Annotated in this window: 17 protein-coding genes; 13 read left to right on the top strand and 4 right to left on the bottom strand. The window is 61.0% G+C overall.

Annotated features, from left to right (window positions below; all coding sequences use genetic code 11):
* Positions 1–6: 6 nt before the first annotated feature.
* Positions 7–975, top strand: a complete 969-nt coding sequence (gene tcmP, locus IPK17_RS07790; RefSeq protein WP_343417119.1) for a three-Cys-motif partner protein TcmP — start codon at positions 7–9, stop codon at positions 973–975.
* Here the strand turns inward: tcmP and IPK17_RS07785 are convergent.
* Together IPK17_RS07785 and IPK17_RS07780 are read right to left on the bottom strand one after the other, a co-directional pair.
* Positions 941–1,744, bottom strand: a complete 804-nt coding sequence (locus IPK17_RS07785; protein ID WP_343417118.1) for a DUF5131 family protein — start codon at positions 1,742–1,744, stop codon at positions 941–943. The genes tcmP and IPK17_RS07785 overlap by 35 nt on opposite strands.
* Before the next feature lie 101 nt (positions 1,745–1,845).
* On the bottom strand, positions 1,846–2,754 hold the full coding sequence (locus IPK17_RS07780; RefSeq protein ID WP_343417117.1) for a GNAT family N-acetyltransferase: 909 nt from the start codon (positions 2,752–2,754) through the stop codon (positions 1,846–1,848).
* A gap of 166 nt (positions 2,755–2,920) precedes the next feature.
* Here IPK17_RS07780 and IPK17_RS07775 point away from each other — a divergent pair, with 166 nt between their 5' ends.
* The 11 genes from IPK17_RS07775 (at position 2,921) to IPK17_RS07725 (ending at position 19,994) form a co-directional block, all read left to right on the top strand.
* On the top strand, positions 2,921–6,124 hold the full coding sequence (locus tag IPK17_RS07775) for a WD40 domain-containing protein (RefSeq protein WP_343417116.1): 3,204 nt from the start codon (positions 2,921–2,923) through the stop codon (positions 6,122–6,124).
* 175 nt (positions 6,125–6,299) lie between these two features.
* On the top strand, positions 6,300–9,320 hold the full coding sequence (locus IPK17_RS07770; RefSeq protein ID WP_343417115.1) for a TIR domain-containing protein: 3,021 nt from the start codon (positions 6,300–6,302) through the stop codon (positions 9,318–9,320).
* A 546-nt stretch (positions 9,321–9,866) separates the two neighbouring features.
* Positions 9,867–10,424 (top strand): RNA polymerase sigma factor, encoded by a 558-nt coding sequence (locus IPK17_RS07765; RefSeq protein WP_343417114.1) that lies wholly within the window; start codon positions 9,867–9,869, stop codon positions 10,422–10,424.
* Complete coding sequence (locus tag IPK17_RS07760) at positions 10,417–11,154, top strand: hypothetical protein (protein WP_343417113.1); 738 nt, start codon at positions 10,417–10,419, stop codon at positions 11,152–11,154. The genes IPK17_RS07765 and IPK17_RS07760 overlap by 8 nt, the downstream gene beginning before the upstream one ends.
* A complete protein-coding gene (locus IPK17_RS07755; protein ID WP_343417112.1) occupies positions 11,148–11,594 on the top strand; it encodes a LysM peptidoglycan-binding domain-containing protein in 447 nt (148 codons plus the stop codon). The genes IPK17_RS07760 and IPK17_RS07755 overlap by 7 nt, the downstream gene beginning before the upstream one ends.
* Before the next feature lie 509 nt (positions 11,595–12,103).
* Positions 12,104–12,856, top strand: a complete 753-nt coding sequence (locus IPK17_RS07750; protein ID WP_343417111.1) for a hypothetical protein — start codon at positions 12,104–12,106, stop codon at positions 12,854–12,856.
* Positions 12,857–13,328: 472 nt separating this feature from the next.
* Positions 13,329–13,757: a cytidine deaminase gene (cdd, locus tag IPK17_RS07745; RefSeq protein ID WP_343417110.1), complete on the top strand. Its 429-nt coding sequence runs from the start codon at positions 13,329–13,331 to the stop codon at positions 13,755–13,757.
* Entirely contained in the window at positions 13,744–14,499 is a 756-nt protein-coding gene (recO, locus tag IPK17_RS07740; protein ID WP_343417109.1) for a DNA repair protein RecO, read from the top strand. The genes cdd and recO overlap by 14 nt, the downstream gene beginning before the upstream one ends.
* Positions 14,499–16,970 (top strand): hypothetical protein, encoded by a 2,472-nt coding sequence (locus tag IPK17_RS07735; protein ID WP_343417108.1) that lies wholly within the window; start codon positions 14,499–14,501, stop codon positions 16,968–16,970. The genes recO and IPK17_RS07735 overlap by 1 nt, the downstream gene beginning before the upstream one ends.
* Before the next feature lie 517 nt (positions 16,971–17,487).
* Complete coding sequence (locus IPK17_RS07730; protein ID WP_343417107.1) at positions 17,488–18,243, top strand: DUF3592 domain-containing protein; 756 nt, start codon at positions 17,488–17,490, stop codon at positions 18,241–18,243.
* A gap of 107 nt (positions 18,244–18,350) precedes the next feature.
* Positions 18,351–19,994, top strand: coding sequence for a WD40 repeat domain-containing protein (locus IPK17_RS07725; protein ID WP_343417106.1), 1,644 nt, complete (start codon positions 18,351–18,353; stop codon positions 19,992–19,994).
* A gap of 234 nt (positions 19,995–20,228) precedes the next feature.
* On the opposite strand, the gene IPK17_RS07720 is transcribed toward IPK17_RS07725, so the two are convergent.
* Positions 20,229–21,206 carry an AAA family ATPase gene (locus IPK17_RS07720; protein ID WP_343417105.1) on the bottom strand — a complete coding sequence of 326 codons (978 nt, stop codon included), beginning with the start codon at positions 21,204–21,206 and terminating at the stop codon, positions 20,229–20,231.
* A 346-nt stretch (positions 21,207–21,552) separates the two neighbouring features.
* Between IPK17_RS07720 and IPK17_RS07715 the strand changes: the two genes are divergently transcribed.
* Positions 21,553–23,130 carry a serine hydrolase domain-containing protein gene (locus IPK17_RS07715; RefSeq protein ID WP_343417104.1) on the top strand — a complete coding sequence of 526 codons (1,578 nt, stop codon included), beginning with the start codon at positions 21,553–21,555 and terminating at the stop codon, positions 23,128–23,130.
* 75 nt (positions 23,131–23,205) lie between these two features.
* Here IPK17_RS07715 and IPK17_RS07710 read toward each other — a convergent pair whose 3' ends face one another.
* Entirely contained in the window at positions 23,206–26,073 is a 2,868-nt protein-coding gene (locus tag IPK17_RS07710; protein ID WP_343417103.1) for a bifunctional transaldolase/phosoglucose isomerase, read from the bottom strand.
* Positions 26,074–26,168: the final 95 nt, after the last annotated feature.

The following is a 26,168-nucleotide window of genomic DNA, read 5'->3' as shown; positions in this document are numbered from 1 at the left end:
CCCGTTTTGATTCGAGAACCTTATTTGCTCACGAAATTAGATTGGCATAGAATTATAGAAAGTAGCTTAATTCTGCTAGCACATCATGGGGCAACAATGACACAGTTCTCATTTGGTGGAGATTGGACAGAACAGAAACTAGCAATCCTTCGTCAGTACCTTCCCGCCTACGCGACGATTATGAAAAAACATGCTGCGAAATTTCGTTACGCCTATATTGATGCCTTTGCGGGAACGGGATACCGTCTACTAAAACAGGATGAAAATCCAGAACAGCTAGTTTTTCCTGAATTTGGCGAGTCGCCACAAGCTTCACTAGATGGTTCCGCTCGTATTGCACTCAAAGTTGATCCTCCGTTCGATAGGTACATATTTATCGAAAAGGACGAAACCCGCTATAAAGAACTCTTGAAACTAAAACTTGAGTTTGAAAACCTAAAAGATCGAATTCAGATTGAGAATGCAGATGCCAACGCTTATCTTGGCAATTTGCTTAACCGGAACTGGACACAACATCGCGCCGTACTGTTCCTTGATCCATTTGGGATGCAAGTGCCTTGGACAACAGTTGAAGCAATTGCGCGAACTCAAGCGATTGATATGTGGTATTTGTTTCCAATCGGAATAGGTGTGAATCGCCTTCTAAAGAAAGATGGGCAAATACACGAAAAGTGGGTAGACAGGCTAGATTTGACGTTTGGAGAAAGGGGCTGGTTTGATGCTTTCTACCAAATAACTGTTGAGAAAGGTTTATTTGGCGAGGAGAAACAAACACTGAAGATCAGTGACTTTGAAAGCATAGGTAGGTATTTCGTTCGTAGACTCGAAACGATATTTCCTGGAGTCGCTCAAAATCCTCGGTTACTTTACAACTCTCGGAACAATCCTATGTTTTTGTTTTGTTTTGCTGCTGCCAATAAGCAGGGGGCAAAGACAGCAGTTAAAATTGTGGAAGATATTCTGGCAAGGCCGTAATCAGGCTCGACCTAGTAGTACTCGCATCATTTGGAAATTCCTCACGCCAAGTCGACCATTCGAGGTTGCCCTTGAAAAACACCTTTGTGCCCTGCACGTCGAGTACGTCGAGCACATTCGCCACCCACTCCGGTTCAGGCTGATAGGTGAGGCGACCGTTGGTCGCTGCGCCGATCACGGCCCACTGTAACCCGCTGCCCACCAGCAGCGGCGCGATGTCAAAACTCAGCGGTTCAAGGCTCATCCAGCGCACCGGCACATCGACGGTTCTGAGTGCTTTCAGTGTTCGTTCGACCATGCGTCTTTGCTGTGTCATTGACAACGGCTTACCAAACATGATGCTCGGCGGCGCGCTCACCCCTACCCATACATTCGGCGGGAACTCAAATTCCTGCAAGCGCGGCGCATTCTTGGTTAGCAGTTGGAAAATGTGCTGATCGGCTTCCCGACAAACCTGTAGGACTTCCTCAACCTGTTCAGCAGGAACCCAATGCCCCATGAGGTCGCTCATGCTGTCGAGGAAAATCTTAGACGGCGTTTTGAGTTTCAATGGTTCGGTGAGCAATTCGGGATTCCAGTAGTGATGTTCGAAGCCATTGGGATACGCTTTTTGAGCGACTCGTTCCGCGACGGTCTCCGCGTAACATTCCGCTACTGTACCATCAGGCATCACCCAACGGCAGCCATGTTGACAACCGCGTACCGGATTCCAGGTGTAATCACACCATTCAATCCCGCGGCCACCCTTGCCGTTTTTCTGTTTATTCATCGGCTTAACCTATGATCACAGTTCGAACATTTGTACAAGAAATCATTATACAGACAAGTTATTCATTCGGCAATTAATGCGACTTACTCCGAGCAGCATCACTACTTGCCTGACAACCCCCACCCGTCCTGTAACCGCGTGAACACATCCCAACCGAAGCGGCGATAGAACCGCCCCGCGCCTGCTGCTTCATCGTCGGCGGCCACGGTGAGCACCACGCGCGTACTCCCCGCCAGCCGCAGCCATTCGACGGCATGCCGCACCAACCATGCGCCAAGGCCGCGATTCCGCCATGGTTCCTCGACGTACAGTTCCGCCAGCTCGCCCCACCCGCGCAAAGACGGCAGCGCGCCACCTTCGCTCAGATCGCCGACGCATTCGCACCAACCGAGCACCTCATCCCCGCGCCACGCCGTGAAGCGTGTCCCCCAGATATTGCCGACGCTGCGGCGGATGGTCAGACCGTCCACGGGAGCGTCGCCGGGCAGCGGAATCGCGTCCAGCCACCCGCCGAATAGCGCTTCGTTCCGCTCCGGGTTCGGAGAGAAACCGCCGCGCGTGAAGACGTCCGCCAGATGCGCCCAGACATCGGGAATCCCCCTGATAGGTCCGCTGGGTAACCCGCTGTCCCACGCGGAAACGCGCGGCGCCTTCCACACCTGCATTTGGGCTTGCGCCGCAGCGAGCAGCGCCGAGGCCGCGTCCTGATTCTGCGGGGTAGCGAACAGCCACGCGATGTCACCCGCGCCGCGATAATCGACCCCGACCTCGTCATCGTCGGCGTACCGCAGCAGGTGCGCGACCGCCCGCGCTTGCCCGCGCTGCGTGACAACCAGTGTTTTGCGTTCGGCTACCCACGGATCGATGATGATCTGTTGGGGATGGCGCGCTAAATGCTGTTCGATATAGGCGGCGGGCAGCGCCCAACCGGGCAGCACGGCACTCACATGCTGGTTGATGAGCATTTGCAGTTCGGGGAGATGTTCGCTGCGGTACGGTTCAATCACCATGCAGGCGTAGCCTCACTCGATCTATCCGGATCTACATGCGCGGAAGGGCACCGTCTGATCCCGCGCCAAAGCAGTTAGATTACTCATATTTTCAGCTTCCATTGTCCACGACTTCAAACAATTCGCGCTATACTGTTTTTCTACTGTTCAGTCGCGGACTTAGATCATGGCCGATATTTTTATTTCCTACTCCCGGCGCGATGCCGCCTTTGCCAAACAGTTGACCAATGCGCTGGAACAATCCGGTCGCGACGTGTGGATCGACTGGCAGGATATCCCCCGCGCCGCCGACTGGCTCAACGAAATTTTTGACGGCATCGAACGCGCGGAGACGGTGGTCAATGTTGTCAGCCGCAATTCGTTGATCAGCGAAGTGTGTAATCAGGAGATCGCGTATGCCCGCAAGCACGGCAAGCGCATCATCCCGCTGATTCACGAAAACATCACGCCGGACATCGAAGCCGAAATTAACGCCCATTGGGGCAACCAACTGTGGGGCAGCACAGGAATCGCCAACTGGGAGGCGGTGCGCCACCTCAACTGGATCTTTTTCCCCAAGAGCGAAAACGGCGACGTTGCCCAGGATGTGTTCGACCGCGAATACGCCGCCCTGATCCAGGCGATTGAAACCGACCTCACGCATGTCCGCCTGCATACCCGCTATCTCGTCCAGTCGCTGGACTGGGATAACAACGCGCAGAACCCCAGCTACCTGCTGTATGGCGACGAACTGACCGCCGCGGAGCAGTGGCTCGTGGGGTGGGATCTCGACAAGCAGCGCCGCATCGACAGCGGGGAGCAGCAGCTCAAACAGCCAGAGCCGACCGTCTTGCAGCGGCAGTTCGTCGCCGCCAGTCGTCAGGCTGAAAACGAGCGCGCCGCCCGGCTCATGCAGTTGGAAACCAGCCGCAAAATGTCGGAGGAAGCGGCGCAGCGCTCGGAAGAGAGCGCCAAACGCGCGCAGCGGGACGCGCGCAACGCCCGCATCACGTTGATCACGCTCGGCGTGGTCGGCACGCTGATCATTATGGCAGTGTTCATCTTCACCAATCTGCAAATCGGCGAGGCGAACGCGCGCGAAGCCAGCGCCGCGACCAGCGTCTATGAAGCCGGGGTGGAAGTGCAGAGTGCAGGCGAACGCGTCGCCACCGCGCAAATGCGCCAGCAGGAAGCGGTCATTCAGGTGGCCAACGCCAATGCGACTCTCGCGCCGATCCCGGTCACGCTCACGCGCTCCGGCGTCGTGCTGGACGAGGCGCTGACCAACGTCGCCAACGCGAACACCGTGCTCACGGCCATTCCGCCAACGCTGACCTACGTCTCCGCTGAAATTCGCGCGGGGGAAGAACGCATCCGCGCGCTGCGTATGGCCAGCTACGCGCAGCAGTTCCTCGAAGGCTCAGAACCCAACGCCGAACTCGCGGCGCTGTTCGCCATTCGGTCGCTCAACAGCCTGTACACCGAAACTGCCGACGCGGTGCTCGTGCCCGCGTCCGAACGCCTGCACACCCTGCGCGTGTTCGACGTGGCAGAGTCCGACGACCTGAGCGCGGCGGTGATCGGCGCGGACGGTCAGCAGGCGATTACGGGCAGCTTCAGCGGCGCGCTCACCGTGTGGGATACCCAGACGGGCGCGCGCGTGCGCGACCTCGCGCCGCAGCCCGACAGCGTCAATGCGCTGGCGCTCACCGCCGATGGGAATAAGCTCGTCGTGGCGCTCAACGATCAGTCACTGCTCGTGCTGGATGCCGCCACGGGCGACGTCCTCGCCACTATGCCGCCGACCTTCAATGTCATCAGCGAACTGGCGATCAGCCCGGACGGTCAAAGCGTGATCTCCGGCGCGCGCAACGGCGTGCTCTACCTCTGGAACATCAACGACGGCAGCCTGATTCGGCGCTTCACCGGGCACACCAGCGAAATCTTCAGCCTGTCGTTCAGCGCCGATGGCGAGTTTGTGGTGTCCAGCGCGAATGAGCCGACCGCGCGCCTGTGGAACGTTGCGACGGGGGCGTTGGTGCGGGAAATCGAAACGACGAACGTCAACATTGTCGCGCTCAGTCCCGATGGCCGCAACGTGCTCTCCGGTTCGACGATTGATGGGCACATTCGCCTGTGGAATGCGAAATCGGGCAGCGTAGTCCAGGAATTCACCAACGATACCAGCGTCGCCGCGCCGATCATTTTCAGCGCGGATGGCCGCCGCGTGCTGATCGGCACGGGGGGCAGCGGCATTCGCCTGTGGGATGTGGACAGCGGGCAAATGGAGCGCATCCTCGAAGGGCATTCCGGCGCGCTGCTGGATGTGGCCTTTACCCCGAATGCGGAAACAGCCGTGTCGGTGTCCATTGATGGCACCATGCGGGTGTGGGATCTCGATCTCGCGAATCACAGCAACCGCGTGTTCCTTGGTCATCTTGGCCCGGCGATCGCCGCCGCCTTCAGTCCTGACGGGCAAATGGCACTCTCGGGCGGCAGTGATACCATGCGCTTGTGGAATGTGGCAACGGGCGACCTGATCCGCCCATTTGAAGGGCACAGCGGGCCGATCTTCAAGGTGGCTTTCAGCGCGGACGGGCAAATGGCGCTCTCCGCCTCGTTTGATGGCACAGCACGTCTATGGAATGTGAACACCGGGGAGTCGCTGCGCGTGTTCAACACGGGCGAACCGCTGTTCACCGCGGCCTTTGCGCCAGATGGTCAAACGGTCATCACCGGGTCACAGGTGGGGACGGTGCGCCAATACAACCTGGAGACGGGCGCGCTCGTCCGCGAACTGCTCCCGCACAGCGACTCCGTGTGGGCGCTCACGTTCAGCAGCGACGGTCAGCGGCTGATTTCAGCGGCCAACGACGGCGAAATTCTCATCACCGACCTGAGCGCCGACGATATTTTCAGCAGCTTTGTCAGCTTCCAGAATCACACGCAGGTCTTTGACATCGCGCTCAGCCCGACCGAACCCGTGTTCGCGGTCGGCGCGCCGGATTACAGCGTGCAGATCGACAGTCTGGAAACGGGCGCGGCCCAACGCGTGCTGCGCGGGCATACCAACGTGATCTATGCGCTGGCTTACAGCCCCGATGGACGAACGCTGGTCACCGCGTCGGCGGATAACACGCTGCGCCTATGGGATGTCGCGACGGGCGAGACGATCCGCGTGTTGAGCGGGCATACTGGCGTCGTCCGCGGCGTCGACTTCAGCCCGGACGGTCGGCGCGTGATCTCCGCGTCGTTTGACGGTACGGTGCGCCTCTGGGATTTCGACTATCACGATTTCGTCGCGGAAGTGTGCCGCCAGCTCGTGCGCGACTTCACGCCGGACGAACGCGCGCGCTACAGCATCGACCCCGCGCCCACCTGCCCGCGGTGACAATCAACCTCACCCCGTTTCGCTCCGCTCAACCGCCCCTCTCCGTGTGGAGAGGGACGGCTGGCGCAGCCAGCAGGGTGAGGTTCCCCGCCGCAATCTCTATGGATCCGCCGTCGGCAGCACGAAATTCGGTTTATACTAATTTCTAACCATTACTTCGCGGATAAAAGAGCTTATGGCTGATATCTTCATTTCCTATTCCCGGCGCGATTCCCTCTTTGCCAAGCAGTTGACCAACGCCTTCGAGAAAGACGGGCGGGATGTGTGGATCGACTGGGAAGACATCCCCCGTGCTGCTGACTGGCTCAACGAGATTTACGCGGGGATCGAACGCGCCGATACGGTCGTGCAGATCGTCAGCCGCCATTCGCTGTGCAGCGAGATCTGCAACCACGAGATCGCGTATGCGCGCAAGCTGGGCAAGCGTATCGTGCCGCTCATCCACGAGAACATCAGCGGCGAGACGGAAGTCTACGTACGGGCGCAGTGGGCGAACGTGACGTGGAAAGAAATCGCCGAAGGCAACTGGCAGGCGATCGGCCATCTCAACTGGATTTTCTTCGTCAAAGAGGCCGATGGTTCGCTGGCCGCCGAGGTCTTCGAGCGCGAATATCAGGGCCTGGTGCAGGCTATCGAGACCGATTTGACGCACACCCGCGGCCACACCCGCTACCTCGTGCGCGCGCTCGACTGGAAGGCCAACGCGGAAAACCCGAGCTATCTGCTCGTCGGCGATGACCTGATCGGCGCGGAAAAGTGGCTGTCGGACTGGGACGGCGATCTGCAGTGCCGCATCGATATGGGCGACACCCGCGTCAAACAACCCGCGCCGACGGACGATCAGCGCGCCTACATCCAAGCCAGCCGGGAAGCCGAAGACGAACGCGCCGCCCGCCTGCTGGAACTGGAGACCAGCCGCCAGCGGTCGGAAGAAGCGGCGCAAGCGGCTAAGGCCAGCGCCGAACTCGCGCACCGCCGGGCAACCTTCGCGCGGCGCATCATCTATGCGCTGGCGATCCTCGGCACGCTGATCATCGTGGGCGTGGTCGCCTTCACGAGCACTCAGGTCAACGAAGCCGAGCGGGAAGTCGCCGGGGCACGCACGGCCTTGACAGCCATTCCGCCGACACTGACCGCCGTGAGCGGGCAGATTCAGGCCGGGCAGCGGCGCATCAACTCGCTGCGGCTGGCAAATGCGGCGGGCGAAATGCTCAACGACCCGGCGGGCAACAGCGAAACCGCCGCGCTGCTGGCCATCTATGCGCTGAATTCGGCCTACACCGACTCAGCCGATGCCGCGCTCATCAAAGCCGTGGATGACCTGTACACACTGCGCATCATGCGTGGGCATCAACGTGCCGTGACCTCGGTCGCGTTCAGTCCGGACAGCCAAACGCTGATCTCTGGTTCGTATGATGGCTTTGTCTCGCTGTGGGATGTGGCGACCGGTCAGCGCCTGCGCACCTTCCCCGGTCACACCGGGCCGGTGCAAGCGGTCGCCTTCAGTCCGTCCGCGCCCGTAATCGTGTCGGCATCGGATGACGCCACGCTGCGCCTGTGGGAAGTCGAGACCGGGCGCACCATCCATGTGCTGACCGGACACAGCGACGGGGTTACCAGCGTCGCCTTCAGCCCGAATGGGCGCTGGGTGATCTCCGGCGGGCAGGATGGCACGGTGCGTCAGTGGAACACCAGCACGGGCGAACTCACGCGCACCTTCGATGCCGGGCATACGGGCGCAATCATGAGCGTCGCCTACAGCGCGGATGGCACGCAGGTGATCTCCGGTGGGCAGGATGATCTCGTCATCGTGTGGGACGTGGAGACGAGCGCGGTGGTTCGCACCCTGAGCGGACACAACAACACCGTGCGCAGCGTCGCCTTCAACGCGGATGGCACGCAGGCGCTGTCGGGCTCGGACGATTACACCGTGCGCCTGTGGGATGTGGCGACGGGCGAACTACTCAAGACGCTGGCAGGGCATACGGCGGGCGTGTCGAGCGTGAGCTTTGGCTTTGACGCGGGGACAGCGCTGACCGGCTCCTATGACGGCACGATCCAGTTGTGGAATCTGGAAACGGGCGCGGCGATCCGCGTGTTTGCCGGGCATACGGCGTGGGTGACGGGCGTGGCCTTCAGTCCCGATGGCCGCATCATCGCGTCGGGGTCGCGCGATTCGACCATCCGCCTGTGGGAAGGCGCGCTCGGCGGGTCGGCGCGCGTGTTTGCCGGACATACTGGGTGGGTGATGGGCGTCGCCTTCAGCGCGGATGGGCAAACTGCCGCCTCCGCTTCGACGGATGACACGCTGCGGATGTGGAATGTTGCCACCGGGCAGTCACTGCGCACGTTCTACGGGCACACAGGCGGGGTAACCAGCGTCGCCTTTACGCCGGATGGACAGTCGCTGCTCTCCGGCTCGTATGACACGACGCTGCGGTTGTGGGACATCGCGACTGGCGCGACGATCCGCACGTTCCGCGGGCATACCTCACGGGTGGTCAGCGTGGCGGTCAGCCCGGATGGCACGCAAGCGCTCTCCGGTTCAACCGACAAAACCATGATCCTGTGGGACATGGCGACCGGGGAAGCAATCCGCACGTTCACCGGGCACACCGAACCTGTGCTGCAAGTCGCCTTCAGCCCGGATGGGCGCACGGCGCTCTCCGCGTCGTGGGATGGCTCGCTGCGCCTATGGGATTTGGAAACGGGCGAGATGATCCGCGACTTCAAGGGGCATTCCGGCATGGTGACGAGCGTCGCCTTCAGTCCCGATGGGCAAACGGCGATCTCGGGCTCGTACGACACCACGCTCATCCTGTGGGACGTGAACACGGGTCGCGCGCTCTACACCTTCAAGGGACACACATCCGGCATCAACCGCGTCGCCTTCAGTCCCGATGGGCAGTTGGTGGCTTCCGGCACGACCTCGTCGACGATCCGCGTGTGGAACGTGGCGACGCACGAGACGGTTCGGTCGCTGGCGGGGCATACCGCGCCGATCTACGGGCTGACGTTCAGTCCGGATAGTCAAAGCGTGCTCTCTGGTTCCGCCGACGCCACGCTGCGCCTGTGGGACACGGATTTTCACAACCTGATCACCTACGCCTGCGCGCACATCTTCCGCGACCTGACGGCCAACGAGCGCACGATCTACGATATCGGGCGCGATCCCGCCTGCCCGGCGAATTATTGAGGTGTGACATCACCCCTCTATCCCCTCTCCGAAACGAGGAGAGGGGATCTAAAAACTCCGTTTGTCTCCCCGCGCCTCTAGTCTCGCGTAGCACTGCGGACGAGGCATGCCTCGTCCCTACGAAATCTGTTTTCCCTCAAACCGGCGGCTTAATGATTCCCAATGTTAAAACTGTCCTGCCGTGAACTCATCTAAGCGAGGGGTTGGATATCTGAAATAGGAACAGCGGACGCAATGATGCAATTTAACTTATGAAGGCGGAGTACCGCCCCCACCCCCGGCCCCCGGGGGAAAGCGCTTTCTCCCTCCCCCTGCTGGGGTGGGGGGGTCCCGTTCTTAAACTGCATAATTGCGTCCCTACGAAGACGGATTCGACTTGGCGGGCGCTGTTGGCTCCCCTCCTGAATGTCGGGGGTGGGGTTGGAACAGGGGATGTAATTCATGGCATCCCTACGTAAAAATATCTCCGCCGAATCTTTGATCCCCTGTAACAAAAACATGCGCAAAATTGAATAGACTGTGTAGGGACAAGCACACGGAGAGCCGATGAAGCGCACTACCCGCTTGCGGGCGTTCATCGAAACAGAATCGAGCGCGTTGACGGCGACACTGCGCCTGTATGTGGCGCGCGCCGGCTTGAGCGATCTGCCGCTGGACGCGGCGGCGCAGGATTTGCTCAACGACGTGGTTGTGGAGGCGTTAGCCCATGAGGATCGGTTTGTGACGACTGGGGAGCCGCGCGCGTGGCTGCTCGGCATTGCTGCCAACCTCGTCCGCCGCCGCCAGAGCGACCGCGCCAAACGCGAACAGCGCGAACCGCTGATCCGCGATTTAGTCGCAGATGATGCCAGCGACGATGAACTCTTCGATCACCTGTGCGCGCTCGCCGAAGACCCGTATGAGCATGACGACGAGATCGCGGAGTTGGTGCGCACGCTCACGCCGGACGATCAGCGCGTGATCCGGTTGGCGATTCTCGCGGACATGGACGGCGATTCGCTGGCGCGCGAACTCGGCATCACGCCGGGCGCGGCGCGGGTGCGGCTGCATCGGGCGCTCATCCGCCTGCGGTCGGTCTACGGAAAGGCGAAAGCAGATGCGTAAACACCAGCGCGAAAAACTCTTGTTCCGCTACAGCAGCGCACTGGCGCGCGGCGACTTCGCCACGGTCTCAGCTATTCTCGCGGAAGCCGAACGCGATCCGGCGCTCGCCCGTCAGCTCGCCGAACTCGACGCCGAATACGCGCTGGAATCTGTCCCTACCTTCAGTCTGAATGGTCATAGAAGGGAAACTACCGTGAGTGTGTACGTAAATTCCGCCCCCAAACCACGGGCGCAGCGTTTCAACCTGGCATTCGTGTCGGCCGCCGCCGTGCTAGTAGTAACTTTGCTGGGGACGTTCCTGTTCGCAAACCGCCCCACCGGGGATGACGATGTCAACGCAATTCTACCCGCCGCCCAAAGCACGGAGACGCCGACCGCCGCGCCGACGCTCGTGCCAACCTCGACGCCGCTCCCGGCGACGGCACTGCCGCCCACGCCCACGCTTATGGACTCTGTCCCTCAGGTTCGCCCGAATGATGTTTATCCGGCTATTGGTGGGGTTGCAATGCCCGTGATGTGCACCGGTGAAACAAGTTCGATGAGCGGAATGGAACTAAGATCACTTCCTACCTTACAGCAAGGACTAGTCGTCGGCTACTGCCCTTCAATACTCCCTTCAATGTTGTCGACACGTATCAGGCAGAAACGGAAGGCTGGTACTACGTCGTCGGTGAAGTGGGCGTTGGTTTATGGCGGGTGCAGGGTTGGCTGCAGGCGAACGCGTTGGTAACTGATGGCGAGTGCATCTACAGTTACAGCGAAGACGCGGGCGTCGCGCAGGTGACGTACATCATTCAGCCGGGCGACACGCTGCTCTCGATTGCCGTGCAGTTCGATCTGGATGTTGCCGACCTGCCGCGCCTGATTGAACTCAACAATCTGGGCGATGGCCGTGCGCTCCCCGCGCCGGGCGCGACCTTGATCATCGAAGTGCCGTCGAACCGCCCGCCGCAGATGCGCGCCGAACCGATCACCTCCACGCCGCTGCCGACGGTCCCGCCGCTCGATCCGCTGGCGGCGACGGCCACGCAGATCATCAGTGAGATGACGAGCACGGCGGAAGGTCTGCTCCCGTTGATGGCAACCGCCACGCAGATTATCATCGACGCGACGCGCACCGCCGAAGATGTGCTCTCGGTCACAGCGACCGCCACGCCGATTGGGCAGTAAGCCGCCTCACCCCAACCCCTCTCCCAAGGGAGAGGGGCAAAGCACCGCGAACATGTAGGGACGCGCTTCTGCGCATCCGACCCCACCCCCAGCCCCTCCCCGAATTCAGCTGACGGAGGGACAGTTTTAACATTGGGAACCATTAAGGCACGGTTTGAGGGGAAACAGATTTCGTAGGGACGCGCAACGGCGCGTCCGTTTTGCCCACGATCTGGCGGACGCCCCGTTGGGCGTCCCTACAATCCTCTCGATTGTTAAAAGTGTCCTGTCCTCAACCGAATTCAGGGAGGGGAGACCGATAGCAGGACGAGGCATGCCTCGTCCTGAGTCGCAAAAAGCATGTTCACGCTATTATGCACACTTACCTACCCGCCTTGTTGGTCCGACAGTGGTCGAAATAGCCAATTTCATGAGAGATTGATGAGCCAGAAATCTGATCGCAAATCCCCAGCGTTATGAAAGATGTCTCAACTTCAACATTTGAATAACTGCTTGACCCAGGAGAGATCATGTCTAAAGTACGTTTGCTCGTCCTTCTGCTTTGTGTTGCTATTTTCGCCCTGCCCGTCATGGCGCAAGATGACGCCCCGCCGCCGCTCGTCAGCATTGGCGAGTCTGACCTCGGCCCCGTGCTGATCGGCCAGAACGGCTTCACCCTGTACCTGTTCACCCGTGATGGCGCGGATGTCTCCAACTGCTACGAACGCTGCGCGGAAGCCTGGCCGCCCCTACTCGTTGGCGCGGCGGATGCCGAACTGACGATGGGCGAAGGCGTTCCCGGAACGCTGGGCGTCACCGAACGCACGACCGGCACCTTCCAGGTGACCTACAACGGCATGCCCCTGTACTACTGGTGGCGTGACTGGGCTCCGGGCATGACCACCGGTCAGGGCGTCGGCGAAGTCTGGTACGTGATCCCGCCGTACAGCGTGGCGGGCAGCACCAGCGAAGAACACGGTTCGTTCCTCGTCGGCGCGAATGGTCTGACCGTCTACAGCTTCGACAATGACACCGACGGCGTCAGCGCTTGCTACGATCAGTGCGCGACCAACTGGCCGCCGCTCCTCGTCGACAGCGCGGATCAGCTCATCGCTGGCCCCGGCGCGACGGGCGAACTCGGCACGACCGAACGCACCGACGGCACGCTGCAGGTGACCTACAACGGCATGCCGCTGTACTACTGGAAAGACGACGCGGCGCGCGGCGACACGACCGGTGACGGCGTCGGCGGCGTGTGGCACCTCGTTGCCCCAGCGATGTAATTCAGGCGTAACCAGCTAACCTGCTGATTGAAAACGGGGGTTCCGCAAGGAGCTCCCGTTTTTGTTTGGAGCAAGTCATGCTGGAGCCCGCTGGTATCACCTGTAGGGACGAGGCATGCCTCGTCCCAATTTTTAGAGAAGGATAGAGCGGACAAGGCATGAAGTCATTTCAGAATCGGCACTTTGTCTAACCTCACCCCGTTTCGCTGCGCTCAACCGCCCCTCTCCAAAGGGCGAGGGGCAAGGGCAAGGCGGGTTGGTGGTGTCCCTCTCCCCACGGAGAGGGACGGCTTGCGGAGCAAGCAGGGTGAGGTTGAGCATTTTCACCAATTGTGAAATAGCCTCAAGCCTTGTCCCTATAAAAACCTCTCTCATCCAGATAACTGTACGCTTTTTTAGACACCCTTTAAGCCGTCTGACACTGCGCGCTGACTCATCCCTTGCGCGGCTAAAGTTTGGTATAATACAGTCCTTGTCATCAGCCAGAAATGAACGAGACTTGGACGTTCAAGAGCTTATTCAACAAGCGTGCGCGGCCACCAAAAACGCCTATATCCCGTATTCGAACTATCCGGTCGGCGCGGCCCTGCTCGCCGCCGATGGCACGGTATATACGGGCTGCAACGTCGAAAACGCCTCCTTCCCGGTGACGATCTGCGCGGAACGGGTCGCGCTGGTCAAAGCGGTGAGCGAAGGCGTGCGCGACTTCAGCGCGATTGCCGTGGTCACGCGCAACGCCGGGTCGCCGTGCGGCATGTGCCGCCAGATGCTGTTTGAATTTGCCCCACAAATGCGCGTCATCATCGCGGACATGGACGGCAATGTCGTGTTCGATGATGCGCTCGCGCAACTTCTGCCGCTCGGTTTTACTCCGAACCACCTGGATCATGCCGCGTCCTGAACGCTCGTATCGCACCCCGGCGATCATCCTCAAGCGCTTTGACTTGGGCGAAGCGGATCGTCTGCTGACGATTCTCACGCCGCAGTACGGCAAGCTGGAAGCCGTCGCCAAAGGCGCGCGCAAGCTCACCAGCCACAAGACCGGGCATGTCGAGCTGTTCACGCGCGCGGACATGCTGCTCAACCGGGGGCGCGAACTCGACGTGGTGAATCAGTGCGAGATGACCGCCGCCTACCTGCCCCTGCGCGAAGACCTGATGCGCGGCGCGTATGCCAATTACTGCGCCGAGATGCTGGATCGCTTCACGTCGTCGGGTGAAGACGATGGCGCGGCGCGGCTGTTCAAGCTGTTTGATGAGACGCTTGCCCGCCTGTGCGCCGAAACCGATCCGCGTTTGGTGGTGCGCTACTACGAACTGCATCTGCTGGATATCGTCGGCTACCGCCCGGAACTCGCGCGCTGCGTGATCGGCGGGGAGACGATTCAGGCGGAAGATCAGTACTTCAGCAACGCCGAGGGCGGCGTCGTATGTCCCAAAGACGCGGTGCGCGGCACCGCTACCACACAAATCTCGATGCGCGCGCTCAAGGTGCTGCGGCACCTCCAGCGCGGCGGATACCCGCAGGCGCTGATCGTGCCGCCCGAACTCCACGAGGAAGTCGAGCGCGTGCAGCAGGGCTATATCACCTATCTCCTGGAACGCCGGTTGAAGAGTGTCGATTTTATTCGAAGGGTGCGCTAGTGCAGTTACCGCTGGCCTTAGAGCGATTCGTCTACGCGAATGATGGTCTGATCACGAGCGCGAACATCACCCCCGGCGACGCCGAACTATGGCGCACGTCGGTGTCGATTCAGCCCACCGAGAATGGCGCGCGCGCCTATGGGCTGTTCGCCCTCCCGCACGAGCAGTTTCTGATGACGTGTGCCTACGGCGCGGATGGCAGCATCGTCTACGAATACGTCGATGTGCCGCGCGACATGCTGCTGGCGCTGGCGGGCAACCTCGCGCCGCTCATCAGCCTGTTTGAAGTGCCCATTCCGCGCGACCGCGACGTGCTGCCCCCCGTGCGCATGCCGCAGTTGAGCCAATGGTCGGTGCGGGATCGGCGGGTGTACCTTGACAAGCTGTTTCACGACGCGGCGCGCGAAGATTTCCGCCGTTTGATGGGCTGGCTCGGCGCAGCGCTGCACGACCGCGGCCTGATGATCGCCGATTACCCTGGCGATACCGCGGCGCGCCTCGCCTTCATCAAGGGGATGCTGGCGCTGCTACCGACGAGCGTCCGCCCCGATCTCACGTTTTCGACGCACCGCCACGACAAAATCGCGACGCCCGCCCGCGTCGTGTTCGCCAAGCGCGGCATCGTCACCATGCGCTGGATCTCTGACTGGGCGGATCGCACGATCCCCAGCGATGAAGTCTTCAATCATCCGTATGTCAAACGCCTCCTCTCGCTGTGGACAGGCGACATCGGCGCGTTGATCACCGCCATCGACCAGATGGACGCCTTCGAACTGCAGGTCACCGACCGCAGCTTACAGGCGACGCTGGCCGCCGCCGCGCAGCGCCACGAACTCGACGCGCGCATCACGGCGGGTGATAAGCTGCCCGTCGAAGCGCTCAAGACCGTACTACGCGATGTGCCGCCGGACGGCGATCTGCGCCGCGCCTACGCCGACCAATTGCTGCGCTATGCCATTGAACAACGGGACGTTGAAGCGGCGCTGCTGGTCACGCGGCTGATGGATATCGACCCGGTGCTGGACGAACAGCTCGCGACGCGGCTCAACCGCGAACTCGCCTTACAACCGGACGGCGTGTATGCGTTTGTCCGCGCCCGCGTCGCCGCCGAACCGGAAGATCGCTGGCGGTTTCGCCTCAAAGCGGCGGCGCTGGCCTCGCTGCGCGTCGCCATCCTCGATGGGGACGCCGAAACGGTCGCCAACTGGCTCAAGCTGATCGCCCGCGAACCCGCCACTTATGGCCTCATGGAAGTATTGCACAACGGCATCCTCGCCGCGCAGGAGCGCGCGCATCGCGATCCTGATCTGGCGAAGGCGCTGATCACGCTCTCGATCTGCCGCGATGCCGCCGCGCTCGAAATGCTGCTCAAAGACGAAGCCCTGCTCAAGGCGCTGCCCGACACGTTGGGACGCACGCTCCGTGAGGCGGAAGGCGACCCACTGGCGGTCTTGCAGCAGTACGGCCCGGAGACCTTCGTCGTGGTGCTGGCGCGCGCGGCGCTCCACAAGCACGGTGAGATGTTCACGCCCTCGGTGATCGAGCAGATCTGGAAATATTTCGTCGGCAGTGTGGCCTGCAATGTCCCCGCCGCCTACCAACCCGACCGCGTGATCACCGCGCTGACCGATCAGCAGCCCGCGTGGCTGAACCAGACGGCGCTGGAGACGCTGCTCACGCTGGCGCTGCGCGATCAACGCGATGATGTGTTCTTCAAGCTCATCCGCCAGTCGATCAAAGTCAGCACGGATACGCTGTGGCGCTTGCTCGCCAGTGCTGCCGAAACCCGCGACGAAGCCATCACCCGCGCCACGCTGCGCCGCCTGATGCTCGAACTGGAAGCGATTGAAGACGAAAACGAACTGATCGATGCGATCAACGATGTGTTCAATCTGCTGACGTGGAGCGCCCCGGCGCGGCAGCAGGTGGTCGCCTGGTGGCGCGATTTCACGCGCGAACAGCCGCCCGCCCGCCTGGGTCGGCTCGATAAAGCGCTGGTGGAGCACTTAGGCGAAGGCGCGAAACGCCCGCTGGATGATCTGCGCGAAATTCTCGGCGCGGTGATCTCGTTCCGGCGCATGCTCGGCAAACGCTCACTGAGCGAATTTGCCGACGATGTGCGCACGGCCTACAGCGTCCTGCAAGCCCTGTCCGAATCGTTCGATCCGTCGCCCCGGCGACAGATCAGCTTTGACGCGCAAACCATCCGCGCCGAGATTGACGACCGCGCCGCCGATCTGCCGCTGGACGAACGCCAGCTCCTCGCCAATCACTTCAAGGAACTGGCGGCGGTCATCAGCGAGATGGCGGAATATCGCAGCAAAGCCGGGTTGATCCGGCGCGGCGAGGATGTGGATCGCCAGTTGATGACGGGCGAACAGGAACCGCACGGCGCGGTCGATGCGCTGAAGTGGATGTCCGGCTACCTGAGCGGCACGCAGCACGAACGCGACGACGACACCGACGAGTGACTACACGGCCAGTCGGCCTCCGCCAGTGAATGAGCAGCATGTTTTCATAATTGGTAAAGATCTTCAACCTCACCCTGCTTGCTGCGCAAGCCGTCCCTCTCCGTGGGGAGAGGGACACGACTCGCCGTGCCCTTGACCCTCGCCCTCTGGTTCACGGCAGGACAGTATTAACATTTCGAGACTATCTTCCCTCAAACAACACCTTGTAGGGATGGCCAGAAAGGCTTGTCCGCAAAGCAAACAACCGACCCCACCCCCAGCCCCTCCCCGAATTCAGGGAGGGGAGCAAACATCGCTCGCACGTCTCCCTCTCCTCACTTGCGTGGGAGAGGGGTTGGGGGTGAGTTTTTTTCAAATACCCTCATAGGTGCGCCCTCCAATCGTTCTTGGATTTCTTTCGAGAACCTCCGTGAGCAGCATCATGCCAAAGGCCGACGGCGGAATCCGCCGTAAGACGGAGGTATTTGCCCCGCGAACTTGCTGTAATGGTCACGAATCGCTCTCATCGGGGGACATCATGCAAGCAACATCGGTCTTTTTAGCAGAACCCAGCAACGCCAAACTGCTCACCGGCGAAAAGAAGCGTATCGGCAACAGCTTCGTCATGTTTCTGATCGCCTTGATCTTCATCCTCGCCGCGGTGGTGGCGGGGTACTTCCTCTACACCCGCTATTCCCAACATCAAGCCCTGCTCACCGAAGGCAAGCAGACACGCGGCATCGTCACCGACGGTTTTGAGGAAACCTCGCGCAATTTCTATGTAATTGAGTCCAAGCGCTACCGCATCGAATATCGCTACACCATCGCCGGGCAAACCTACACCGGCGGGCAGGATATCGACGGGGCGCTGTATGAAGAGCTGTTCCTGCAATCGCCTGTGACGATTGTGTTCCTGCCCTCGAACCCGGGCGTTTCGGAACTGGGCGGCGAATTTGCGGACGATACCGAATACCGCAACGCCCTGCTCATCCTCGGCTCGCTGACGCTCGTCGCGCTGCTGGCGGCGGCGGGCTTCCTGTTTCGGGATGTGCGCAACCGCCGCCTGTCGAGCCAAGGGCAGATTCTCAATGGCACGCTGCTGAGCGCCGCCGGGCAGTACTACCGCCGCACGCTCAACGTGACCTTCCGCTACGAGTTCCGGTCGCCGCTCGGCACCACGATCACAGGATCGCGCACGGTCAAGCGCAATGACCTGAAGAAAGCCCCCGTCCCGGTGTCCGGCACGCCCATCAAAGTGCTGTATGTCAACGACAAGCTGCACCGCATTCTGTAAAGCTGACCGCGTCCCCTCTTCGCATGCGAGGAGGGGACGAAGGTTGTAGCGATCGCGCATTTCGCGTATAGTGGCGGCGGTTGTTTACGCAGACTGGAGAAAAACCGATGCGCTACACCCGCATGCTCGTGCTGATGCTAATGCTGCTCATGGCGACGGTGATCGCCGCGCAGGAGAGTGATACCGACGGCGACGGCATCGCCGACAGTCAGGATTTTTGCCCGCAGCTCCCCGGCAGCGCCGATCTGGTCGGCTGCACGCCGGAGACCTTCCCCGACTTCGATCAAGATACCATCGCCGATCCGCTCGATTCGTGCCCGAGTGACGCGGGATCAGCGGCCAATAACGGCTGCCCCGACGGCGTGATCCCCGACTACGACGCGGACGGACTGCCCGATGCGCAGGATCAATGCCCGCGCGAATACAGCCCGGAGGTCAATGGCTGCCCGCCTGACGCGGACGCCGATGCCGTGGCCGATTTCGCGGACGCCTGCCCAACGCAGCCCGGCGTTGAGGAGAATCTCGGCTGTCCGGCGGGGAGCGCGCCGCCCGATGGCGACGCCGACACCGTGCCCGATCTGTTTGATCAGTGCCCCGCCGAAGCAGGCGCGGCGCTGACCGGGGGCTGCCCGGATAGTGATGCTGATGGCACCGTCGATACGTTTGACGTCTGCCCGGCGCAGGCGGGTGATCCGCTGCTGGCGGGCTGCGTGCTCAGCTTACAGGCGACTCTACCCGCGCTCACGCCGATCAATGCGGGCAATGCGGCGGCGATCCGCGATGTGGGCACGCTGCTCACCGGATCGGGACGCATGGCCATGAGTGGCAATCGGCTGGCGGTGCGCGGAAACGATCAGGTGTACCTCTATGACCTGAGCGGGACAACGCTCACGCCAACGACGATCAGCGGGACGGGACAGGCCGATTACCCGATCAGCCTGAGCGCGTCTGGGGCTTCTCTGGCGCTGCTCACCTTCCCGGCAGATTTCAGCGCGCCGCCCTTCGTGCAGATCACCGACGCGGCAACGGGCGCAGACGGCAGCGCGCTCACTGTGCCCGCAGACAACAGCGGCGCGGCAGCGGGCGTGTCCAGCTTTGCCTTCAGCCCCACGGATCCCGCGCTGCTGGTGATCGCGCCGCTGGCAGGTAGTCCCGGCGCAGGCGTGAGCGCACCCGCCTACGATGTCGCGGCGAATCAACCCCGCGCGCAGTTGACCTTGCCGGGGAGCGCGGTGCAGGTCACCTTCAGCCGCAATGGGACGCGCTTCGCGCTGGATACGGTTGAGGCGGGGTCGATGGCGATCATGTTGTTCGATGCGGGGTCGATGACGCCGCTTGGGACGATCAACACGGGCGCGGCGGAACACTTCATCGGCACGCCGCTGGCGCTCAACGCGGATGGATCGCGGTTGGCGGCGGGCTATCCCGATGGCAGCGTGCATGTGTGGGAGATTACGGGTGCGCCGACCGAATTGACGCGCATCCCCGTGTTCAGCGGTGGTGAGATCGTGTCGGCGGTGGCCTACAGCCCGGACGGATCGCTGATCGCGGTGGCGGGCGGCGTGCCCTTCAGCGGCGGATTGACGGGCAGCGAACAGTTCACGCTGGTGCTGCTGGACGCGGCGACAGGCGCGGAAGTGGCACGCTGGTCAGCGCATGACACGCTGATCCGCGATCTGGCCTTCAACGAGGCGGGAACGCTGCTGATCTCGGCGGGCGATGTCCGCGTGCGCTTGTGGGGCGTGGGGTAAAAACAACCTCACCCCCGGCCCCTCTCCTAAAGGACAGGGGAGACGGACAGGTGTGTTGAAGTCCCCTCTCCGGTTGGAGAGGGGACTTAGAGGTGAGGTTAAAAACGGCGGACGCGCCGAAGCGCGTCCCTACGTAAACAATTTGGGTTTGGCGAACGATGTTGTCTCCCCTCCCTGAATTCGGGGAGGGGATGGGGGTGGGGTCAGAATCAGCGGACGCGCATTGATTCGCGCTCAGTTATTCCATTCGCCCCAACGCCGCTGGTTCCCACGCTGACGCGGATCATTGCCGCCGCGATCCAGCGGATGCGGCTTGCCGCCCGTGAGCAAGCGCTTGGCCTTCTGCACATCACTCTCGTGCTTGAGCAGCACGGTCAGCGTGTTTTCGAGCGTCTGCTTGTCGAGGCTGTCGGCGTTGAGCATGACAAGCGCGCGCGCCCAGTCAATCGTCTCCGATACGCTCGGATTCTTCTTCAAATCCATCGAGCGCAGGCTCTGCACGACTTCGACGACCTGCGCCGCCAGTTTCGCTTTCAACTGCGGCACGCGCATCTGCACGATGTTCATTTCGGTTTCCTGATTCGGGTAGTCGATGAACAGGTACAGGCAGCGGCGTTTGAGCGCCTCGGACAGTTCACGCGTATTGTTGCTGGTCAGCAGCACGACGGGCTGGTGCTTGGCGCTGATCGTGCCGAGTTCCGGCACGGAGACCTGAAAATCGCTCAGGATTTCCAGTAAAAACGCTTCGAATTCAGCATCGGCGCGGTCGATTTCGTCGATCAGCAGCACGACCGGCTCATCAGACGTGAGCGCCTTGAGCAGCGGGCGCGCCAGCAAGAAACGTTCGGAGAAGAACACATCCTCTTCGTTGGCGAGGCGATCTGCCGCCGCCGAGAGCGTTTCCGCATCGGAGAGCAGTTGGCTCAGCTTGTCGCGCAGGAGCTGGGTGTAGAGCATCTGCTTGGCGTATTCCCACTCGTAGAGCGCTTTGCTTTCGTCCAACCCTTCATAGCATTGCAGACGAATCAGCGGGCGGCCGCTGATTTTGGCCCACGCCTTCGCCAGCTCGGTTTTGCCGACGCCGGCTGGACCTTCGGCCAACACTGGTTTCCCCAAACGTTCAGCGAGGAACATCACCGTAGCGATCTCATCCGTGGCGATGTACTGCTGAGTCCGCAGAGCATCCTTGACCCCGCCAATTTCGTTAGCCATCTTGTTTTGTCCCACATAGCTGAATAATCGGAGATAACATGCCGCGTTACTGATCTCATTGTAAGCCAAAGCGCAAGCGCGATACAAGCAGCCTGACCCGTTTTAATCGAACACCTATCCGAAAAGGCAGGTAAGGCTGGCACGCGCTAGTGACATCCGTCACTAGATAGATATAATTTTGGGGCGTAGAATAGATTCACTGGTTGACTTACGGGCAAAGCTGCAAATCATCGCAGCCATACTAAGCACAACCGACAGACTCGCAGCTTGTAACAGCGCTCCCGCAACGCCGGGCAGCGCTGTTTTATTTTCGCGGACTGGTTGTTCAAGAAAGGTAGAGTGTTCGATGCATCTCACCCGATCTCTGCTGCTGGCCGCTTGCTGTCTACTGCTGGCAGTGCCCTTTACGTCGGTGACCGCCCAAGAAGATGTTTTCTTCCCAACTACGGAATGGCGCGTCTCCAGCCCGGAAGCCCAAGGCATGGACTCCGCTGAACTCGCGAACTTTTTCGTCACTTTTTCGCAAGATGAATTTAATCTCGACAGTTTGCTGGTGCTGCGGAACGGCGTGATCGTCGCCGAAGCTTACGCGCCTCCGTTTGAACAAACTATGAAGCACGAAATGTGGTCGGCTAGCAAGAGCGTCATGAGCGCGCTGATCGGCATTTTACTGCGTGACGGGCTGCTGGAAAGTGTGGATACACCCGTGTTGAGTCTGTTCCCTAATATGACTTTCCAGAACGTGGACGCCAATAAAGAAGCGATGACCGTCCGGCACTTGCTGACCATGACATCGGGCTTGAGCTGTGATATGTATTTCCCCGGCGGCGACCCTGGTGACGCCATGTTCACCAGCGAGAATTGGTTACAGTTCGCGCTTGACCTGCCGATGGGTTCTACTCCGGGCACGGAGTTCCATTACTGCAATGCCAATACTTACATCCTGTCCGCCATCGTGACGGAGTTAACAGGTAGATCCGCCGGGGATTTCGCGGCAGAGCAGTTGTTTGCGCCGCTGGGTATCACGGATTCGTTCTGGGAAACCAGCCCACAGGGAATCGCGGTTGGCGCCGCTGGTCTGCATCTGACGACGCGCGACATGGCGAAAATCGGGTATCTGTATTTGAATGGCGGCCTGTGGGATGGCGTACAGATCATCCCGGCGGATTACGTTGCCGCTTCGCTCACTGCTCAGGTTGACCCCGGTTGGCCGGATACCGCTTACAGCTATCAGTGGTGGAATATGATCTCTCCCGGAACCTACGCGGCGCTGGGGCGGGGCGGCCAATATATTGTGCTTGTGCCGGCGAAAGACCTAGTGATCGTAGCTACGGGGACGATTCCTGAATCGCTGCGCGCGTATATTCACGGCTATCCGCTCAATTACGCGGCCTCAGGGCTGACCGCAGCCGAGGGCGCGCTCCCCGAAAATGCGGCAGCCTTAAGCCAACTTGAGAATCAGATTGCGCAGATTACAACTCCGGCAACCGTCGCCGCTGTTCCGTTGCCCGCCATCGCCGCGCAGATCAACGGACAGACCTTTGGTCTGCTGACGCCGCTCACCTTGCCCGCAGCCGGGGTAATGAATGCCCATCAAGCCGCCGCGACTCCGGCAGCGCTGCGTTTTGACTTTTTAGACGAAACGCAGGCGAACCTGACGTTCATTTCTAGTACTGGCGAGACTTGGACGCTGCCCATCGGCTTGAACGGGCGCGATCTCGTCATGGAAGATAGCCCGGTTGGACCGCTGGGCAGCCAGGGTAGGTGGCATACGGACACCGAATTTAGCATCTGGATGGATTATATCGGCGATGGGCAGGCTGTTCGGTGGGATATCACCTTCCTGCCCGGCGGCATCGAGACCTTCTCGACGAATCTTGTCTCCGATAGTGTCGGTGTTTCAGCGGGAGTCCTCATGCAGTAGCGAGGAAGGTACGCAGGGCGATTCACTGTAATAAGACGGCGGGGAGAGGCTCTCCCCGCCGTTATGCTTCATGCGCTAGCGCCGACGTTCGGCGGCCATTTCGACCGCGTCGAGGAGCTTGTGCAGCCCGCCGATCAGGTCGCCGTTGAGGTGCAACCGGAGCGCGCGGCGCTTTTTACTTTGCAGCGCTTCGAGGTCACCCGCGGCCTGCGCTGACTTGAGCACACCGAAGCTGTACGGCGCATCCGGAATGGCGAGATCCGCCGGGTCATCGTAGGTGATCTGGAAGAACACGCCGTTGTCACCGCCGCCTTTGTGGAGCTGCCCGGTGCTGTGCAGGAAGCGCGGCCCGTAGCCGATGGTCACCGCGCGGCGGGTGGTGTGACGCAGCCGCCGCCGCACATTTTCCAGCGCCTCGTCGACATTCTCGAAGGCCGGGAGATAGGCCAGCAGCGCGAAGTAATCGCCCGCCTGCGAGGAGTTGATCAGCGAGGCCAGCATGCCGCCGAGCGTGTTGTGCGCGTACTGGTGCTGATAGCACAGTTCGCCGATGAGGTGGGACATGTGCGCGTCCGCGTACAGGCTCACGCCGCCCTCGACGAGCATCGGTTCGGTTTTGGGCAGCGATCCGTGCTGCTGGTAGTGTTCGAGCAAGCGCGCGGTGTTGTTCTTGCTCTCGGTGACGTTCGGCTCATCGAACGGGTTGATGTTCATGATCTTCCCGGCGACCGCGGTCGCAAATTCCCAGCGGAAGAACTCGCCCGCGATGCCGTAGGCGTCGTCGAGGTGGAAGGTCACGCACGGATGCCCGGCCTGCTGGAGTGTCTTGAAGCCGTTGTCGGTCGAGTCGTTGTCGTCACCCGCCACGCGGATGTAGACGAACAGGCGATCGGTCGAGTAGTCGTGCGGCATGCCGACCGTCGAATTGACGACCGGGACGAGGCCCTTGCCCTCTTTGCCTGTCGATTCGGCGACGAGTTGTTCGATCCAATTGCCGAGCGTGGTGATCGACGGGGAGCAGCGGATGGTGACTTTCGTCTGGCCGCTTTCCGCCAGCGTGCCGAGAATCGCGCCGAGCCACAGGCCGGGGTGATCCTTCGGGGTGATGTTTTCGCCGCACGCGGTCATCATGCGGTCGGCGTTCGCCCACAGCTTGTCGAGGTCGAGGCCGATCAGCGCGGCCGGGACGAGGCCGAAGTAGCTCAATGCGCTGTAACGCCCACCAATATCCGCCGGATTCAGGAAGATGTCACGGAAGCCAAGCTGTTCGGCAGTCGCGGCGAGTTCGCTGCCGGGATCGGTGATGGCGATGAACTGCTGGGCATTGCCGCCCGCTTTGGCGAAGAAGTACTTATAGAAGCAATGCGTTTCAATCGTGCTGCCCGACTTGCTGGCGACGATGAACAGCGTCTTGCTCACGTTGATCGAGTCTTCGATGTGCTTGATGTACGCGGGGTCCGTGCTGTCGAGCATGAGCAGTTTCGGGAAACCGACGCGTGACCCAAAGCTCTTGCTCAGCACTTCCGGCGCGAGGCTGCTGCCGCCCATGCCGAGCAGCACGACATACTCGAATGCGCCATCCTGCGTGGCGGCTTGCAGCGCCTTGAGGCGGTTGAGGTCAATCGTGCGGCGCGTCTCCAACCAACCGAGGCGCTGGGCGATCTTGCCGACGACTTCCGGGTGGCTCTTCCAAACGGAACCGTCCCGCGCCCAGATGCGCTCGTTGATCTTCTCTTTGCCCAGCGTGGCAATCGCCTGCTGCACGCGGTCGGTGTGCACGCCAATGGCGACTTCCTGCCGCTTCATCACGCCCGTGCGCAGCACGTTGCGCTTGGCATCCACCTGATCGAGCAGATTGCGGAAGGATTCGACGAACGAGTCGACGCCATCGACTTGCAGTTGGCGCGTGATCTGGTCGAGATCGATGCCGACTTCTGCCAGCCAGTCGAGCGTTTGCTCGGCTTCGTCGAGGTTCTGATCGAGTGTGCGCGCCGCCGTGCCATGATCCTTGAACGCCTTGAGCGTCTCCGGCGGCACGGTGTTGACCGTGTCCGGTCCGATCAGCAGGTCGAGGTACATGGTATCGGGATAGGCGGCGTTCTTCGTCCCGGTGGACGCCCACAGCAGGCGCTGCACCTGCGCCCCTTTAGCGCGCAGCGCTTCGAAGCGTTCGTTGTAGAACAATTCGAGGAAGCGCTTATAGGCGAGCTTGGCGTTGGCAATCGCGGCTTTGCCCTTGAGGCGGTTATTCAGGCTGACGCGCCCGATGTCGCCGCGCAGTTGGGCGGCGCGGATGTTGTTGTCGAGGATGCGGTCGACCATGGTGTCGATACGGCTGAGGAAGAAGCTGGCCACCGACGCGATCTGCGACACGTCCTCGCCCGCCGCTGCGCGCCGTTCCAGCCCGCGCACATAAGCTTCGATCACCGCGAGGTAGTTCTCGACGCTGAAGATCAGCGTGACGTTGACATTGATGCCGGACGCAATCGCTTCTTCGATGGCCGGGATACCCGCGTCGGTCGCCGGAATTTTGATCATCAGGTTGGGACGGTTGACCCGCGCGTGCAGGCGCTTGGCTTCATCAATCGTCGACTGCGTGTCGTTGGCGACGAGCGGCGAGACTTCTAAACTTACGTAGCCGTCGCGCCCCTTGGTCGAGTCGTAGACCGGGCGGAACAGGTCGAGCGCCGCCTGAATGTCTTCGACGGCGAGGGATTCGAAAATGGTGTAGGGGTCAAGGTCGAGCAGGCTTTCGAGCGCGCTGTCGTAATCCGCCGAATCACCGATTGCCTTCTGGAAGATCGTGGGGTTAGAGGTGACGCCCAGCACGCCATCCTCGTCGATCATCCGTTTCAATTCACCGCGCTGGATCAAGCTGCGGCGGATGTTGTCGTACCAAATACTTTGTCCGTACTGCTGAACTTCCACAGGCGGATTAGCCATCGATCGCACTCCTAATCAGACCAGATTGCTTTCAATTGTACGAGAGGACAGGCATTTATGCTGTAAGTTCGTGACAATTGTCGACCTACAGCCTG

The sequence above is a fragment of the Candidatus Flexifilum breve genome, assembly GCF_016713355.1.
This window is presented reverse-complemented; position numbering and strand designations above follow the sequence as displayed.

Excerpts from the sequence above, each read along its gene's own strand:
- IPK17_RS07720 (WP_343417105.1), bottom strand. The coding sequence starts at position 21,206 with ATGGCTAACGAAATTGGCGGGGTCAAGGATGCTCTGCGGACTCAGCAG.
- IPK17_RS07710 (WP_343417103.1), bottom strand. The coding sequence starts at position 26,073 with ATGGCTAATCCGCCTGTGGAAGTTCAGCAGTACGGACAAAGTATTTGG.
- IPK17_RS07785 (WP_343417118.1), bottom strand. The coding sequence starts at position 1,744 with ATGAATAAACAGAAAAACGGCAAGGGTGGCCGCGGGATTGAATGGTGT.
- IPK17_RS07780 (WP_343417117.1), bottom strand. The coding sequence starts at position 2,754 with ATGGTGATTGAACCGTACCGCAGCGAACATCTCCCCGAACTGCAAATG.
- IPK17_RS07750 (WP_343417111.1), top strand. The coding sequence starts at position 12,104 with ATGTCTAAAGTACGTTTGCTCGTCCTTCTGCTTTGTGTTGCTATTTTC.
- IPK17_RS07760 (WP_343417113.1), top strand. The coding sequence starts at position 10,417 with ATGCGTAAACACCAGCGCGAAAAACTCTTGTTCCGCTACAGCAGCGCA.
- IPK17_RS07715 (WP_343417104.1), top strand. The coding sequence starts at position 21,553 with ATGCATCTCACCCGATCTCTGCTGCTGGCCGCTTGCTGTCTACTGCTG.
- IPK17_RS07775 (WP_343417116.1), top strand. The coding sequence starts at position 2,921 with ATGGCCGATATTTTTATTTCCTACTCCCGGCGCGATGCCGCCTTTGCC.
- IPK17_RS07730 (WP_343417107.1), top strand. The coding sequence starts at position 17,488 with ATGCAAGCAACATCGGTCTTTTTAGCAGAACCCAGCAACGCCAAACTG.
- recO (WP_343417109.1), top strand. The coding sequence starts at position 13,744 with ATGCCGCGTCCTGAACGCTCGTATCGCACCCCGGCGATCATCCTCAAG.
- IPK17_RS07770 (WP_343417115.1), top strand. The coding sequence starts at position 6,300 with ATGGCTGATATCTTCATTTCCTATTCCCGGCGCGATTCCCTCTTTGCC.
- IPK17_RS07765 (WP_343417114.1), top strand. The coding sequence starts at position 9,867 with ATGAAGCGCACTACCCGCTTGCGGGCGTTCATCGAAACAGAATCGAGC.
- IPK17_RS07725 (WP_343417106.1), top strand. The coding sequence starts at position 18,351 with ATGCGCTACACCCGCATGCTCGTGCTGATGCTAATGCTGCTCATGGCG.